Below are 14,907 nucleotides of genomic sequence, written 5' to 3' on the forward strand. Positions count from 1 at the left end.
CCGCGGATACCGCGGCACCCATTGGGAGGTATTATTATGATGGAAACGTACATTCTCTCCCTGGATCAGGGCACTACCAGCTCCCGCGCCATTCTTTTTGACAGGGAGCAAAACATCATCGGCGTCAGTCAGAAGGAATTTACCCAGATCTATCCCCAGGAGGGCTGGGTGGAACACGATGCCATGGAGATCTGGTCTTCTCAGTATGCGGTGATGATGGAAGTGATTGCCCAATCCGGCATAGATCCGGCACGCATCGCCGCCATTGGCATCACCAATCAGCGCGAGACCACCATCCTGTGGGACAAGGCCACAGGCCGCCCCATCTGCAACGCCATCGTATGGCAGTGCCGCCGTACCGCCGGCATTGTGGATGATCTGCTGGCTCAGGGGCTGGAGGAGCACATCCGCAAAACAACCGGCCTAATTCCCGATGCCTACTTCTCCGCCACCAAAATCAAATGGATGCTGGACCATGTGGAAGGTGCCCGGGAAAAGGCCCGCCGGGGTGAGATCCTGTTCGGTACCGTAGATACCTGGCTGTTGTGGAAGCTGACCGGCGGGGCAGTCCACGTCACCGACGTGACCAACGCCTCCCGCACCATGCTCTACGATATCCACAAGCTTTGCTGGGATGATACCATGCTTGAGGCTCTGGATATTCCCAGAGCCATACTGCCTGAGGTGCGCTCCTCCAGTGAGATCTACGGTTATACCGAGATTCAGGGCGTCAAGGTACCCATCGCCGGTATCGCCGGCGACCAGCAGGCCGCGCTGTTCGGTCAGACCTGTTTTGAGCCGGGCGACGCCAAAAATACTTACGGCACCGGCTGTTTCCTGCTGATGAACACCGGCTCGGTCCCCTGCGAAAGTCACAACGGCCTTATTACCACCATTGCCGTGGGCCGTGAAGGCAGCGTTCAATATGCCCTGGAGGGTTCCGTCTTTGTGGGCGGCGCGGTGATTCAGTGGCTGCGGGATGAGATGCGCTTCTTTACTGAAAGCCGGGATGCGGAATATTACGCCCAAAAGGTACCCGATAACGGCGGCGTATACCTGGTACCCGCCTTCACCGGCCTGGGCGCTCCTTACTGGGATATGTATGCCCGCGGCACTCTGGTAGGCCTTACCCGCGGCACCCGCCGGGAGCACATCATCCGGGCCGCTCAGGAATCCATCGCCTACCAGGTGGCCGATCTGGTCCACGCCATGGAGTCGGACACCGGCGTGCCCCTCACCCAGCTGAAGGCTGACGGTGGCGCCAGCCGGGACCAGTTCCTCATGCAGTTCCAGGCCGACATTATTGACCGTGAGGTGCGCCGCCCCGCCATCCGGGAAACCACCGCTCTGGGTGCGGCCTATCTGGCCGGTCTGGCCGCTCATGTATGGCAGGATACCGATGAGATCCGTCAGCTGTGGATGTGCGATACAACCTTTGCTCCCCGCATGGCCCCCTCGGAGCGGGAGCGGCTGCTGGCCGACTGGCATAAAGCGGTGGGCCGCAGCCGGGACTGGAGCCGTTGAGAACATTTCCCCTGATCGTGTCTTATAATTACACCTTCAAAGCCTTCGTTTGATTTCACTCACAAATACCCCGACAGCACCTCAATAACGGTGCTGTCGGGGTATTTTAACTAAATATGTAAAATCTGTTTCTACTCCTCCAGATTGTCCCCCGCCTGATCTACCTTGGCCTCCAGTGCCGCGATCATCTTGGTCAGCCAGGACGGGATAGGTGCCCCCAGGGCGCCGGCGTTCTCAATAATGGAACCAGCCTCAGTCAGGATGTACCAGATCACCACCAACGGACAGAGGAGTACCGTGTAAGTAAAGGGCAGCTCCACCCCGGGTACGTTGCCCAGCAGGTGGCCAATGACCGTATCCAGGATGGCCGCCACGATGACGGCCACCACGCTGCCCAGCTTGTGCCAGATGCCGTCCCGGGCGGTCTTGCTGGACCACTCCCCCGCCCGCAGGGCGGCGGCGGAGCCGGTGGCGTAGTCGATGAGCATACACACCACCCAGGCCACCACCACCCAGCCAAACCATCCCCACAGGGCGGTAAGAGCGGCACAGACAGCGGCCACCGCCGCTTTGAAGGAATTGATGTGCTCCATGTCAGTCTCCTTTCTCCGTCAACAGCCCCAGCCGGTCCAGCACCACGGCGGCCTCCTGCCGGGTCATCCCGTCACGGGGCCTGGTACCGTCGAAGATCCCGGCAGCCACCGCCTTGCTCCATGCCGCCCTGGCCCAGGAATCCGGCTCATTGGGCTGTCCGCTCTCCTGGTCCGGCTCCTTGACCTCCAGCCCCAGATAGTCGCAGATCCCGGCGCAGGTGGCCTGAGCCAGCTTGTCCCGGTAGGCGGCGTCCTTCAGCAGGGCCAGGTCCTGGGTGTTGGTGTGGAAGCCGTACTCCAGCAGCACCGCCGGGGCGGTAGTGGAGGCCAGCACCGTGTATAGCTCATGGGCCAGCCCGCTCCCCCACAGCACCACACCGGCGGCGTGAACGCGGTTGATGATGGCAGTCGCCAGCTTATTCCGCGCTGCCGTCTCCGGGGGCGCGGAGGTGAAGGCCACAAAGCCCTGTGCGGTGCTTCCAGCGGCGTTGGAGTGGAGGGAGACAAACAGGTCTGCTCCCGCCCGGTTGCTCACCGAGGCCCGGCCGGATTGGCTGGGATAATCGCTCTCCTTTTCCCGGGTGCTTACCACCGTAATACCCTTGGCTTCCAGCAGAGGCCGCAGGCGGATGTACATATCCCAGGTAAACTCGCGCTCCTTATAGGTCCCATCGGCGGAACCGTTGACATTGCCAGGGCCGTGGCCTGGGTCCAGGCATACAATAGGCTTGCTCACAGGCTTATCCTCCTTGTCCGGCGGCACCTCCGCCGGTTCTCTTTTTACATAGACGATGATGTAGTTGTGGCACTTCCGGCCGTCGCCTTTGACGGTCTGGCCGTCAAACCAGCACTGGGCAGACCCGCCGCCGTCCCCCATGACGAAGGAGGTGCAGCCGTCGGCAGCCATGTCGTCCCGCAGTGCCTCCGGGGTACGGGCGTCCGCCGTGCCGTCCTGGGAGGCGTACAGCCGCAGATAGCCGGGCTTTGTGCCAATGCCTGCCCTTCCCCGTTTGCCGCCCTGACCTGCTTGGTCGTAGCTGGGCTTTTCCACAGGGCCGTTGGGTCCGATGAGGCAGGTGGTGGACCAGAAATTGTCCCTGGCGTCCCGGTCCAGGGTCAGCATGATATCGGGGCCGCTGTCCCAGGCGTAGCCATAGGAACTCCACGGTTTTGTGGATACCCACACGCCTTCCGCCTTCAGCAGCGGACAGGCAGAGCCGTCCCGGTTCCACATCCCGCCGGTGACAACATAGATTTTGCAGTCCGGCCGCTTGGCCTGTGCCTGGGCGGCCACCTGGGCAATGGAATACCGGAATCTGTTGACAAAAAGTTCTATGGAGTCAATGGAGGAGAAAGGAATGTCGATCATGTGTTTCATGTTATCCTCCGCCCCTATCAGAAAAAACGCAACTTCCGATTAACTTAAATGCTTGATAATAATTTGTATCTTTGCTATTAATGGCTATAAATCCAGCATCTTCATATTCCCCGGAAATAGAAGCGCCATAAACCGAATTACACCAAAATGCTATAGATCCTTTTACACAGTTGTTATAAGAACTTCCTGCGTCTATTTCAATAGGACGAATGTTAGAATCAACATAAGCGACAGATAAAATTTTAGTTCTTGATGAATTATTTGTTACCTTAACTTTATCTATCGTTGTACCTGTTTTAATCGCCCTCACTGCCGCCGGGTATGTACTGAACACATCCCCAACGGTCTGTCCTTTCTCAGCCAGTGCGGCTTTCAGATCAGCTTTGGTGGCATTCAGCTTTGCCAGCTTGTCAGCTGTCGTATTTGCCATTTAAACCACCTCCCCATTGATGGTGTCTAGGATGCTGTTTAGGTCACCAAGGTTTGCAAGCGCCTTGTTAAAATCAACCTCAGTACCGGTGTAGCCGTTTTCCTTGGCCGCCTGATAGGCGCTCTTACCGGCAGCCCCAGCGGGTCCTTGTGGGCCAGCTTCTCCTTGCGGTCCCTGCGGACCGGCTGCTCCAGGGTCACCCTTTGGGCCGGTGGCTCCATCCTGCCCTGGGTTTCCCTGGGGGCCTTGAGGGCCGACTGCCCCAGGCTCTCCCTTCTCTCCCTGGGGACCGGCAGGACCTTGCGGACCAACTGCACCATCTGCGCCAGCCGGACCAGTTGCACCTGGATCACCTTTGGGACCTTTGATATTTGTGCCGGAAACAGGCGGCATTTCTTCCGCACTTCCTGCCCATGTAAGGTTTCCTTCCGAATCAACGCTTGGCGTGTAATATCCGCCGTTCTGTCCAGAGGGGCCCTGTGGGCCGGGGGCACCTTGATCACCCTTTTCTCCCTTTTCGCCAACATCACCCTGAGGCCCCTGCAATCCCTGTTCACCCTTTGCACCGGTATCGCCTTTCGGGCCTTTGATGTTTGACGGGTCAATGGACGGCAAGCCATCACCAACAGCAGTCCAGGTAAGGCTTCCGGATGCATCAACAGTGGGCTTATAGTATCCGCCGTCTTTACCGTTGGTTCCCGGGGGTCCCTGATCGCCTTTCGGGCCGGGTTCTCCCTGGGGGCCGGAATCTCCTTTCTCACCCTTTTCGCCAGCATCACCCTTCAAACCCTGTGGGCCTTCAGGACCTGTATCTCCCTTTTCACCCTGAGGACCCTGCGGACCCTGATCGCCTTTCGGCCCTTTCAGTGCCGCAAGCTGTTCTGGCGTAAAGTCGGAATAGATAAACGCATCACCTTTGGGGCCTGTATCTCCTTTGGGCCCAGTGTCGCCCTTTGCGCCGGGAATGCCCTGTGGGCCTTGTTCGCCCTGAGGGCCTTGCGGACCTTCGTCTCCGGTCAATCCGCGCGGACCAGTATCACCCTTGTCACCCTTTTCGCCCTGGATACCCTGGGGGCCGGGTTCGCCCTTTTCACCGGGATCACCTTTAGGGCCGGTTGCGCCATCTTGGCCGGGAACACCCTGATCACCTTTCGGACCCTGAGGACCAGCAGGGCCTTGCAGGGCACCGAGGGAAACCCAATCGGAGGCCGTCCCGCTCCAGATATACACTTCGTTTTTCTCAGCCGTTCCGACAGCGTATGCAAATTCATCTCCGCCGGGGATCCCCTGCCTCAACGCTTCAACGGTAGGATACAGGTCCTTAACACGGAACGATGTACCGTCTTTACCAGGGTCTCCTTTCGGCCCCTGCGGGCCAGGGTCGCCTTTTGCGCCGGTGTCACCCTTTTCGCCTTGCGGTCCCTGGATTCCCGGATCACCCTGCGGGCCTCTCGGGCCAGGGTCGCCCTTATCGCCTTTTGGCCCTTGTGGCCCTTGTTCGCCCTGCTCACCTTTAGGGCCTTCCGGACCAGTATCTCCCTTGTCTCCTTTTGGGCCAGGGTCGCCTTTGGAACCCTGTGGGCCGGTGTCTCCTTTCACACCCTGTTGGCCTTCCGGTCCCATCGGGCCAACATCGCCTTTCTGTCCCTGTGGCCCTTCCGGGCCTTTAGGGCCCGTTTCTCCCCGAGGGCCAGCAGGGCCTTCCGGGCCAGCAGGACCAGCGGGTCCAACAGGTCCGGGATCTCCCTTTGGGCCTGGAGGGCCCACGGAAACATTAGGCAGCGGCAAAGACGATTCCTTATATTTGTCCTCATCAACATTCCATACAATCCAAAACCCGTTTTTGCCAGGAATGGGCGGGTGTGCGTTCAGTTCCCGGATGATTGCCTCAGCCTGGGAAAACTCAGTTGGCAGTTCCGGCCACCGGGCATCGCCGGACAGGCTCTCCGGTACATATACCCGAAGCACATTGGTGTGCCGGACCTTTTCTCCCTGTGTGGCCCGCAACTGAAGTCCATAGTACCCGGACAACGCCAACATCTCAGCCGTCAGGGTCACAGACAGGCTGCCTTCTGCCTGATCCAGGGAGATGACATCCAGATACTGGCCGGTCTGCACCAACAACTCCCATGTCCACCCTTCTGGAATGATCCCTTCCACCCGTAGTTCCCGGGTCAGGTTGTCGTACTGTCGGGCCACTCCCGCTCCTTCGTTGAAAATACGCCAGTTGTCAAACTTGATCATAGCAATTACCTCCCACCTATAGCCGCTCACAGCCAGATGGTGTATGTTTTCATACACCGAAGCAAAAAAATGATCCCTTTTCCACCTATTGTTCTGCCATAAGCTTCGGCAGAACCTCGATCTTCACTCTAACCCGCTTGGATGCTGCTTCTAACAACACCCTGGTGACCTTCAATCCCGTGCCCCGCTCTTCGGACATCTTCTGCAAGTATTCTCTGCCCAAACAAACAAAAGCACAGCATAGTGATTGTCTCTTTTTGTCTGACATCCAATCCCTCTGGTTTTAAATAAGCGCGCTATCCGTGGGCAAGCTATTGCGGGAGGTGATTCTCATGGAATCCACTTACAGCGACAGATACGCCAACTTGCTGGAAGACCCCGCCATGGAGGCCTATTTCACTCAGCTGCCTGGATATATCCAGGCCCAGATCCGCTCCCGCAAGCAGCAGCCAGCCACCCTGGAAGATCTTAAACGTATGGCCAATGAGGTAAAGCAGCTGTTTTAAACACAATTACTGAGGTGATCATATGTCCAAGCAAGGTATGGCACGTCCCGACCGAACCAACACGCACACCCGCAACACAGAAGCGCCTGTACCTGAGATTCAGGGCAAATGCAAGCATGGCAAAAATAAAGCAAATCCTATTGTGGCCGGCACTTTCAGCTCCAACCTAAAAGTACACCACCAAAACTCTCCTGCTGATCAGGAAAACTTATAATGTTGTGCATCAAAATACCGCCCCGCTACGGGCGGTATTTTGATACTCGACCATGAAAGTCCACATCCTTGCCGGATATATGGGCATTGCCGCCAGTTGATCTGCGGAAAAAAGGCGACCACCATGCAGTGTGAATTGGAAACGCTGACGGTCTCGCTGGACACGTTGCAGCAGAGAAAACTTGCCGGAACCCCCTTCAATGGCACGGAAGGCTGTTCTGACCAGTGTGGATACAGATATCACCCTGCTGGAAGATGGTCTGAGTGCAGATGGGGCAGCCCATCCCTTTCGTGATGATTTCCGTTCTGCCGCAATGAAGAGCCCTGTCAACTGCAGCATCACCAACCAGGCCGGATCGGATATGACCCTTGTGTCCGGGTGCAGGCGTACCGTGGTCAAAACCGGCAGCGCCAAGCCGATGTGAGACTCTGCTGATGACCGCCCCGTATGTTGTCACAGGGGATTCCCTGCCGGCCCATCAAGCCGCCGCCGGCAATAACTGCACCGTGGAAACACGCTGACTGATGGCAAGAACACCGTGGATATGTTGGTGGGACTCACGGCCGCCATTGATATGACCGGCACAGTGCCCTCACTCCCCCAAGGCTAGGCCACCCGCACCCAGATGCGAAATGCCGCAGAGGTGTTGTGAAGAATGTGTGACCTGGTAAATTTTTTAAAAGACTGCTGCAACTGCGTACTGAGACAACAGCGCCCACAGCGGTATATTCCGCTGTGGGCGCTGTTGTTAACGCGTGGTAATGACAAGGTACGTTTCTCAATCTCAACCGAATGCCTGCACTTTTAACCACAGGTCATCTCTATTCGGTTTCCACATTATTTCTCATTTTGAGCCTCTGCCTGGATCTCATCATAGCACCGCTGAGCCGCGGAGCGGTTCAGCGGCAGTTACCCGGCCATCATGGCTTTACTGGTCTGGCCGGAGTGCTCCCATACAGGCATTTCTTCTATGCTGTAATGCCACCTTACGGACAACGGCATAAAGCGAAACGTTGATTCCCTGCCGCTTATAAAAACAGCAGCAGGCTGATTGCCATAATCACCATGCCGGAAATAAGCCCATAGATGGAAAGATGGTGTTCTCCATATTCCCGCGCGGCAGGGAGAAGCTCGTCAAAGGAGATAAACACCATGATGCCAGCCACTCCGGCAAACAGCAAACCAAACACGGTGTCGCTCATAATCGGGCGCAATACCAGCCAACCAAGCAGTGCCCCCAGGGGCTCGGCGAGGCCCGACAAGAAAGAGTAGCAAAACGCCCTGCGGCGAGATCCGGTAGCCTGATAGATGGGCACGGATACCGCAATACCCTCGGGAATATTATGGATGGCAATGGCTACTACGATCGGAATCGCGACACTTGGCTCCTGCAATGCCGAGACGAAGGTAGCAAGGCCTTCAGGGAAGTTGTGAATAGCAATGGCTAATGCGGTGAAAACACCCATGCGCATGAGCCGGCCAGGCGGGGGAGAATCCTTCTCCGTGTCCTCCATCAGTTTCACTTCATGAGGATTCTCCGCTGATGGGATCAACTTATCTATGACAGCTATCACTAACATACCACCAAAAAACGCGGCGACAGTCGCCCAACTTCCTGGTCGAGTTCCCATCTCAGCGATCAAGGCGTCCTGAGCTTTAAAAAATATCTCAATCATCGAAACGTAGATCATGACGCCGGCGGAAAAACCCAGAGAAACCGACAGAAATTTTCGATTGGTATGTCTGCAAAGGAATGCGATACAGCTGCCTATCCCGGTACTTAACCCAGCCAGCAATGTCAGAAAAAACGCAAGCAATACAGTGTAGTCCAAGAGATCCCTCCTTTCAGGATGCAAATTAGTTAGTTGCCGCTAACTGATTTGATTCTATCACTTATCACACCGTATGTCAACAGCGTTTGTGCGTTCGAAAGGATCCCTTTGTTTTTCCGCCGCATCCTTATTTTCTCTTCTGGAAGATTTTTAATGGATCCCGCGGCATCCTATGTGTTCCGGGGCATTAGATTTACCGTAGGGCGCTGATATTGGCAGGTTCTCTTTTTGTCAAAAGGCTAACCCCTATTGGACTCATTGCCTGATTTGCCAGGCTTGGTATGTTGGTCTACGGAGTGCCACCACTTGACTCAAATTTCACATGTTCCAGGTGGAGCAAAATGATCCCGCGCTCCTCCAGCGATCGGTCTGCCTGAAGCTCTCCCACCACGGTCACCTCCGATTTGGAGGGCGGGTAATCCTGGGGATACGCCAGCCCTTCCGGCATGACAAGATTAAATCCCTGCGCACAGCAGGCGGTGGCATCCTCCACGATCACCCCACAGTAGATCCGAGCCGTCTCAGGGTCCTGATATACAGTAAAAATGCCTGTCATTCGAATATTCTTTCCGATGTAATCATTCGGAGACACCATCATGTTATACACTTCTGCATAAACCATCGTACTGCTGAGGGCAGTCAGATCCACATCCACAGACACGGAAGGGCTTGCCTGCGTATCCGGCTGAGGGCTGCCCGCCTGGCTCTCTTTTTCTTGCCCATCAGAGGTCAGGCCGTCGGAAGGTATCCCTTGACTGTCCTGCGATAGGTTTTCCTGCTCATCCGACCGGACAGTCTGCCCGTTTCCGGCGCACCCAACACAGGCCAGAAGTATAATCCCTGCCAGGAAGAGAATCATTCGGCGTTTCATCGGTCATCTCCTTCCCATCCGTCCCAGCAGAGCACACAGAGCAAACAGCAGGATTTCCACAGCAACGATCGTGGATCCGACCGGGGTACCTGCCAGAACGGATGTGAGAATCCCGGCGGTGGCACAAAAAACGGAAAAGCCTGCGGCGCAGAGGGTAACCGCCCGGAAGCTTTTGAACAGGCGCATAGCAGACATGGCTGGAAAGATCACCAAGGCGGAGATCAGCAGAGAGCCAACCAACTGCATAGCCATCACAATGACCACCGCCGTCACCACCGCTAGGATCAGATTGTATAACTTTGTCCAGGTTCCAGTGGCGGCAGCAAAGCTCTCATCAAAGGTTATGGCAAATATCTTATGGTAAAAAAAGAGATACAAGAGCACCGCTGCCGCTGACAGTCCCATACACATCCACACCTCGGTTTTTGTGAGGGTAAGGATGGAGGTGGAGCCGAACAGGGTAGTGCAAACGTCTCCCGACAGATTGGGGGAGGCAGAAAACACATTCATCATCAGATAGCCCACCGCCAGCGCCCCAACGGAGAGCATAGCCATGGCGGCATCGCCTTTGATCTTGCCGTTCCGGCCCGTGCACAGCAACAGAATGGCACACAGCACCGTAATCCCCATAACCAGTGGCATATCGTTGGTCAGGTTCAGAACGGAGGCCACCGACATGGCGCCAAAGGCCACATGCGACAGCCCATCCCCGATAAAGGAGAACCGCCTGAGCACCAGAGTGACACCCAGCAGGGAGGCACACAGGGCCACCAGCACCCCTACCACCAGGGCATACTGTACAAAGGGATAGGCCCAGTATTGGATCAGCTTTTCAATCAACAGTTCCATGGGCTCCACCTCCTCTCTGCTCCAGGCACCGGTGGCCGGGATTGGATTGAACAAAGGCATCCCGGGTCCCGAAAAACACCTGCTTCCCCAGATAGAGGATATGGCTGGCGTAGCGCAGCGCAGCGGCTACATCATGGGAGATCATCAGAATGGTCATTCCATCCTGCTTATTGAGCTGAGCGATGACCTGATACAATTCCCGGCCAGCCGATGGATCCAGGCCGGACACCGGCTCATCCAGGAGCAGTATCTTCCGGGCGGAACACAGAGCCCGGGCCAGCAACACACGCTGCTGTTGGCCTCCTGACAGTTCTCGATAGCAGCGCTTGGAATGGCATTCCATATCCATGCGCCGGAGGGACTGCCGGGCCAGCTCCTTTTCCGCCCGAGTGTAAAAAGGGCGCAAACCGCACCGGCTTTGACACCCGGAGAGGGCCACCTCCCAGACGGTAGCGGGAAAATCCCGCTGTGCCTGGGTCTGCTGGGGCAGGTACCCGATCTCATTGGCCCGTACTCCGCCGCTCAGGGTCACCGAACCCTCCAGGGGTGTCAGCAGACCCAGAATGGTCTTCATCAGTGTGGATTTTCCGGCGCCGTTTTCCCCCAGAATACAGAGGTAATCTCCGGCACGGACGGCAAAGCTCAGGTCCCGCATAAGGGCAGTATCATATCCCAGGGCGAGACCCTGGCAGTTTATCTGGATCATGCCATGGTTCTCCTCTCAACGCAGTGCGGTTTTCAGCGTTTCCAGGTTCTTTTCCATGATAGCCAGGTAAGTTTCGCCTGCCGCCACATCCCCGGCAGTCACGGACTGCATGGAATCCAGCACAAGGATCTCCTGACTTTTCGTGTCGGTATTGCTGACCACAGTCTGGGCGATGCCATGAGCAGCCCCCTCGATGGTCAGCACACAGGGCAAGGTCAGTTCGTCCACTTTACCGGCCAGGAAGGCCACCGTCTCAAAGCTGGCCTCCGTCTCAGCCGAGCAGCCGGAAAAGGCCGCATAGTAAGTAAGCCCGTAGTCGTCCGCCAGGTACCGGAATGGGAATCGGTCGGCAAAGAGTAAGGTTCGGGTGGGTGAGGCATCCACGACAGCCTGATATCGCCCGTCCAGTTCATTCAGTTTTTTGATATAAGCAGCAGCGTTTTCAGCGTAAGCCTTTTGATGATCTGGGTCGACGGTACTCAAAGTACCGGCAATGGCATCGCAGAGCACTGCGGCATGCTTCAGGGACAGCCAGATATGCTCGTCATCGTGGGCGTGGCCACATTCCTCATGGTGCTCATGCTCCTCTTTGTTGTCATCATCACCATGGTGTTCGTGCGCATCTTCATGTCCATGATGATGCTCGCTTTCCTGCATCCCCTCAACCACTTCCTCCGCTTTCACGCCATCCCCCAGCGTTTCCATCAGGTTCATCACCACGCGTTGGGGATTGGATGCATTAGCCAGGGCGTCCTCCACCCAAGAGTCCGATTCCCCTCCCGTGTAGAGAAAGACATCGCAGTTGGAGATGGCGACCATATCGTCGGCGGTGGGTTGGAAGCTGTGGAGATCTACGCCGTCATCCAGGAGCATCGTCAGCTCTATGTGGTCCGCCTGATCCCCCACAATTTCCCGCACCCAATCATATTCCGGAAAAATAGTGGTGACAATTCGCAGTTTTTCGCTGCCGCCTTTCGGGATGGAGGAAGGTTTGCAGCCGCCGAGTATCCCAGCTGTCACCACAAGGGAAAGAACGATAGAAATAACTTTTTTCATATAGGTAAAACCTCCGAATTCATACAGGCACTGAAAAATGGGCGCAAAAATACAAGGGCTCCTGGCATACGCCAAGAGAGCCACCTCAAATGGGTAGACTCGTCCCCTTGCAAATAGTTCCTGTTTAATTCAGCAGTTTCACCTTCCACAAAACCAGTGAAGAAGCGACAACAATATTTTGCGTCGACAGAACGAGAAACAGCATAAAAAAGCAAAGCACCGCCGCTGCGGCAGACGCCGTATGAGCCGAGGAGAACTGCTCAAGAAGCTCTTGGCAGGCCTGGATCTGATGGCAGATGGCGCAGTGTTCTCCGCCACAGTCGTGTTCCGCCTCCGCAACGGTAAAAAATACGGAGAAGAGCAAAGCAAATACCAGCAGTGCCGCCCCACAGGCAGCAGCAAGGCGCGTTTTTCTTGCCATATTCTTCTCCCTCCTTTGCACTTATGTTAGCGTACAGCCCGGGCAAATACCATGCAGGACAGTATTGTGGATATCCAGATCAAATCCGTCCAGCTCTGAGACGACACGCCTCAGCTGACTGGTATGCTCCTCACTCATATGAAAAGTCTTTCCACAGCGAATACAGGACATATGAAGATGGGACCGGCAGACCGATGAGCCAACATATTGATAAACAGCCTCCCTGCTTCCCGTCTTTATGGCCTTGCGGATCAGCCCGTCCGCTTCGAGCTGTGTAAGATTTCGGTACACCGCACTGAGGCTGATTTGCTTCCCACACAATATTTGAGCGATTTCCCGGACCGACAACAACTGATGCGGGTGCCGCTCCAGAAAAGCAATCAGGAGTTCCCTCTGTCGGGTGTCGTATTTTTTCATTGCAATGCCTCACAATTTGCGAATAGTTCGCAAATCAGAATAGCATCATCCAAGATTTGTGTCAAGATTATTTTATTTCTGCATCTACAGGGATTGTATAACTAACTATTGTCCAGCCGCCGGCCGAGACAGTATACATTGCTTTTCAGCAACTCCATGAAACCTGCACCGAAAAAAGAAGTCGGGGCTCCAATGCACAATTTGACTTGCGCATCACTTTTCACTGTCACAAATCCTAGCGCAGTGTGTATCTGCCATTACCTCCCCCCTTAATGAAGCAGATGCTTCACGGATAATGAGCAAATTGGGAAGCAGTTTTCAAAATGCCATGTTGGATTTATGCGTCATACAAAAGGGACATATCTGCACAAACGCAAGGCAATACGTCCGTTTCTGAAACCGGATATGTATGTATCGGAAGCTTTTTCTCAAATGGAGTGTCCACCATCATTTCGGGACTAATGGGTTTTGATTTGGAATTTGCTCATATATGAGGATAGAGAGCGGCTTCCCATCCTGCTGCAAATCCTATGCGGCCAGTCCTTCTGCATCCTTCTAACATACAGTTTGATTGTTCTGAGCTGCGGCTGGCCAATCGTGCTAAACTTCTATTCATCGCTCTCATCGGGGCGTTGCAGTGGCATTTGTTGGTGAGCGCCAGGCGCCCTCCTGATCCACACATAATGCGCCTATCTTTTTAAAAGCATAGGGCCATACGGCGTCTGAAACACCGGCTGGATGTCCAGCTGAATCAGGCCTATCGGCCCTTCATCTTTCCGGCATGGTACTGAGAACAGGCGTACATCACTTATTTCTCCCTAACAGCCATCACACACAGCCTGTGCGTTTTCATCTCATGGTCCACTGTGATTTTGGAAAAACCAGCTTCGCTGAGAAACGCGGAAAGCTGCGCCCCGTTGAAAACCCGCAGTCCGTCAATGGCAGATAGCCACTTATCATCGTGCGGATTCATTCCGTCCGACTCGTTTACGATCAGAAATGTCCCACCCGTTTTCAAGATCCGATACACCTCTTGAAAGCTTTCGGCTGGCCCCGGCCAGAAGTATACTGTCTCAAATGCGGTCACCAAATCAAACTGCCCGTCCCCAAAGGGCATCTGGGATACATCCCCCTGCACGACACGACAGCGGCCCTTTTGTATATCTTGCTGATTGACCCGCTTTGTCTTTTCCACGGAGATTTCCGAATAATCCAGCGCAGTTATCTTCGCAGTTGGATATTTCCCAAGAAGTTCCCTCACATTCCGTCCTCCACCACAGCCCAGTTCAGCGATCTCATCAGGGCCTGTTTCAGGCAAATGCCTTATACCCCAATCCGCAACGGCAGCATGGGCATGATTCATACTTCTGACCATCCACTTACCCAACATTCCCTCAGGTTTGCGGGTATTGTTGAAAAGAGTTTTTAATATTCCCATGGCGACCTCCATAAGGTATCATATGGTTAGTTATCGCTAACCATATGATACCTTATTTGCCTCAAAGAATCAACTGCAAAAAGCTAAATGTGCGGAAAAACCGGGGAAGGCTCCCGACCTTTTCTGCAGCTGCTTGTCTCAAAATCTATAAAGCATGACCTCATATTGCTTCAAGTTTGAATATACGGCAGCCCCATCGTACCCGGATCCAATATAGACACGCTTGCCGGCACCTTGCCTGATCAAACAACCCAATGAAACGGCGTGATCTGCCATACCGACACGAACGCCGCGACCAGGTTTGCGGATCCGGCTGCCCAATACCCTTCTGTGCCGGTGCCTGTGGCACAGCACTATCGGTGCCTTTCTGCCACGGCAGACGATTGTCTGATGCGCGGGCAGGTGTGAACTCAACTGCCCCTTTGGGG

The 14,907-nt window shown here is 55.2% G+C and carries 16 protein-coding genes; 4 read left to right on the top strand and 12 right to left on the bottom strand.

Translation table 11 applies throughout. From position 1 onward, the window contains the following. Nucleotides 1-39 precede the first annotated feature (39 nt). On the top strand, nucleotides 40-1,524 hold the full coding sequence (gene glpK / locus WHJ28_RS08015; protein ID WP_340041535.1) for a glycerol kinase GlpK: 1,485 nt from the start codon (nucleotides 40-42) through the stop codon (nucleotides 1,522-1,524). Between the two features lie 131 nt (nucleotides 1,525-1,655). Here the strand turns inward: glpK and WHJ28_RS08020 are convergent, their stop codons facing one another. Genes WHJ28_RS08020 through WHJ28_RS08035 form a run of 4 tightly spaced genes read right to left on the bottom strand, consistent with a single transcriptional unit; the run spans nucleotide 1,656 to nucleotide 6,169 of the window. Continuing rightward, nucleotides 1,656-2,117: a phage holin family protein gene (locus WHJ28_RS08020; protein ID WP_340041401.1), complete on the bottom strand. Its 462-nt coding sequence runs from the start codon at nucleotides 2,115-2,117 to the stop codon at nucleotides 1,656-1,658. A 1-nt stretch (nucleotide 2,118) separates the two neighbouring features. Further along, complete coding sequence (locus WHJ28_RS08025; RefSeq protein ID WP_340041403.1) at nucleotides 2,119-3,495, bottom strand: N-acetylmuramoyl-L-alanine amidase family protein; 1,377 nt, start codon at nucleotides 3,493-3,495, stop codon at nucleotides 2,119-2,121. Between the two features lies 1 nt (nucleotide 3,496). Then, nucleotides 3,497-3,925, bottom strand: coding sequence for a hypothetical protein (locus WHJ28_RS08030; RefSeq protein WP_340041405.1), 429 nt, complete (start codon nucleotides 3,923-3,925; stop codon nucleotides 3,497-3,499). Continuing rightward, nucleotides 3,926-6,169: a collagen-like domain-containing protein gene (locus tag WHJ28_RS08035; RefSeq protein WP_340041407.1), complete on the bottom strand. Its 2,244-nt coding sequence runs from the start codon at nucleotides 6,167-6,169 to the stop codon at nucleotides 3,926-3,928. Nucleotides 6,170-6,501: 332 nt separating this feature from the next. On the opposite strand from WHJ28_RS08035, the gene WHJ28_RS08040 reads away from it, so the two are divergent. The 3 genes from WHJ28_RS08040 to WHJ28_RS08050 all read left to right on the top strand — a co-directional run bounded on the left by WHJ28_RS08040 (nucleotide 6,502) and on the right by WHJ28_RS08050 (nucleotide 7,313). Then, complete coding sequence (locus WHJ28_RS08040) at nucleotides 6,502-6,675, top strand: hypothetical protein (protein WP_340041409.1); 174 nt, start codon at nucleotides 6,502-6,504, stop codon at nucleotides 6,673-6,675. Between the two features lie 22 nt (nucleotides 6,676-6,697). After that, entirely contained in the window at nucleotides 6,698-6,889 is a 192-nt protein-coding gene (locus WHJ28_RS08045; RefSeq protein WP_340041411.1) for a hypothetical protein, read from the top strand. A 199-nt stretch (nucleotides 6,890-7,088) separates the two neighbouring features. Next, the gene (locus tag WHJ28_RS08050; protein ID WP_340041413.1) at nucleotides 7,089-7,313 is read left to right on the top strand and encodes a hypothetical protein; all 225 of its coding nucleotides are present in this window, start codon (nucleotides 7,089-7,091) and stop codon (nucleotides 7,311-7,313) included. 604 nt (nucleotides 7,314-7,917) lie between these two features. On the opposite strand, the gene zupT is transcribed toward WHJ28_RS08050, so the two are convergent. From zupT to WHJ28_RS08090, 8 genes are all read right to left on the bottom strand, one after another. Continuing rightward, the gene (gene zupT, locus WHJ28_RS08055; RefSeq protein WP_340041416.1) at nucleotides 7,918-8,721 is read right to left on the bottom strand and encodes a zinc transporter ZupT; all 804 of its coding nucleotides are present in this window, start codon (nucleotides 8,719-8,721) and stop codon (nucleotides 7,918-7,920) included. 289 nt (nucleotides 8,722-9,010) lie between these two features. Further along, on the bottom strand, nucleotides 9,011-9,592 hold the full coding sequence (locus WHJ28_RS08060) for a hypothetical protein (protein WP_340041418.1): 582 nt from the start codon (nucleotides 9,590-9,592) through the stop codon (nucleotides 9,011-9,013). 3 nt (nucleotides 9,593-9,595) lie between these two features. Further along, nucleotides 9,596-10,441 carry a metal ABC transporter permease gene (locus WHJ28_RS08065; protein WP_340041420.1) on the bottom strand — a complete coding sequence of 282 codons (846 nt, stop codon included), beginning with the start codon at nucleotides 10,439-10,441 and terminating at the stop codon, nucleotides 9,596-9,598. Next, nucleotides 10,425-11,147, bottom strand: coding sequence for a metal ABC transporter ATP-binding protein (locus WHJ28_RS08070; protein WP_340041422.1), 723 nt, complete (start codon nucleotides 11,145-11,147; stop codon nucleotides 10,425-10,427). Before WHJ28_RS08070 ends, WHJ28_RS08065 begins: the two co-directional genes overlap by 17 nt. A gap of 15 nt (nucleotides 11,148-11,162) precedes the next feature. Further along, a complete protein-coding gene (locus tag WHJ28_RS08075; protein WP_340041424.1) occupies nucleotides 11,163-12,203 on the bottom strand; it encodes a metal ABC transporter substrate-binding protein in 1,041 nt (346 codons plus the stop codon). A 124-nt stretch (nucleotides 12,204-12,327) separates the two neighbouring features. After that, nucleotides 12,328-12,624: a hypothetical protein gene (locus tag WHJ28_RS08080; RefSeq protein ID WP_340041426.1), complete on the bottom strand. Its 297-nt coding sequence runs from the start codon at nucleotides 12,622-12,624 to the stop codon at nucleotides 12,328-12,330. Between the two features lie 21 nt (nucleotides 12,625-12,645). Next, nucleotides 12,646-13,041 (bottom strand): Fur family transcriptional regulator, encoded by a 396-nt coding sequence (locus WHJ28_RS08085; RefSeq protein ID WP_340041428.1) that lies wholly within the window; start codon nucleotides 13,039-13,041, stop codon nucleotides 12,646-12,648. A gap of 808 nt (nucleotides 13,042-13,849) precedes the next feature. Beyond that, nucleotides 13,850-14,479: a class I SAM-dependent methyltransferase gene (locus tag WHJ28_RS08090; protein WP_340041430.1), complete on the bottom strand. Its 630-nt coding sequence runs from the start codon at nucleotides 14,477-14,479 to the stop codon at nucleotides 13,850-13,852. Nucleotides 14,480-14,907 lie beyond the last annotated feature (428 nt).

The organism is Flavonifractor porci (assembly GCF_037572415.1).
GTDB lineage: Bacteria > Bacillota > Clostridia > Oscillospirales > Oscillospiraceae > Flavonifractor > Flavonifractor porci.

Coding starts and splice junctions, on each gene's coding strand:
- glpK (WP_340041535.1), top strand. CDS start 40: ATGGAAACGTACATTCTCTCCCTGGATCAGGGCACTACCAGCTCCCGC.
- WHJ28_RS08020 (WP_340041401.1), bottom strand. CDS start 2,117: ATGGAGCACATCAATTCCTTCAAAGCGGCGGTGGCCGCTGTCTGTGCC.
- WHJ28_RS08025 (WP_340041403.1), bottom strand. CDS start 3,495: ATGAAACACATGATCGACATTCCTTTCTCCTCCATTGACTCCATAGAA.
- WHJ28_RS08030 (WP_340041405.1), bottom strand. CDS start 3,925: ATGGCAAATACGACAGCTGACAAGCTGGCAAAGCTGAATGCCACCAAA.
- WHJ28_RS08035 (WP_340041407.1), bottom strand. CDS start 6,169: ATGATCAAGTTTGACAACTGGCGTATTTTCAACGAAGGAGCGGGAGTG.
- WHJ28_RS08040 (WP_340041409.1), top strand. CDS start 6,502: ATGGAATCCACTTACAGCGACAGATACGCCAACTTGCTGGAAGACCCC.
- WHJ28_RS08045 (WP_340041411.1), top strand. CDS start 6,698: ATGTCCAAGCAAGGTATGGCACGTCCCGACCGAACCAACACGCACACC.
- WHJ28_RS08050 (WP_340041413.1), top strand. CDS start 7,089: ATGGCACGGAAGGCTGTTCTGACCAGTGTGGATACAGATATCACCCTG.
- WHJ28_RS08060 (WP_340041418.1), bottom strand. CDS start 9,592: ATGAAACGCCGAATGATTCTCTTCCTGGCAGGGATTATACTTCTGGCC.
- WHJ28_RS08065 (WP_340041420.1), bottom strand. CDS start 10,441: ATGGAACTGTTGATTGAAAAGCTGATCCAATACTGGGCCTATCCCTTT.
- WHJ28_RS08070 (WP_340041422.1), bottom strand. CDS start 11,147: ATGATCCAGATAAACTGCCAGGGTCTCGCCCTGGGATATGATACTGCC.
- WHJ28_RS08075 (WP_340041424.1), bottom strand. CDS start 12,203: ATGAAAAAAGTTATTTCTATCGTTCTTTCCCTTGTGGTGACAGCTGGG.
- WHJ28_RS08080 (WP_340041426.1), bottom strand. CDS start 12,624: ATGGCAAGAAAAACGCGCCTTGCTGCTGCCTGTGGGGCGGCACTGCTG.
- WHJ28_RS08085 (WP_340041428.1), bottom strand. CDS start 13,041: ATGAAAAAATACGACACCCGACAGAGGGAACTCCTGATTGCTTTTCTG.
- WHJ28_RS08090 (WP_340041430.1), bottom strand. CDS start 14,479: ATGGGAATATTAAAAACTCTTTTCAACAATACCCGCAAACCTGAGGGA.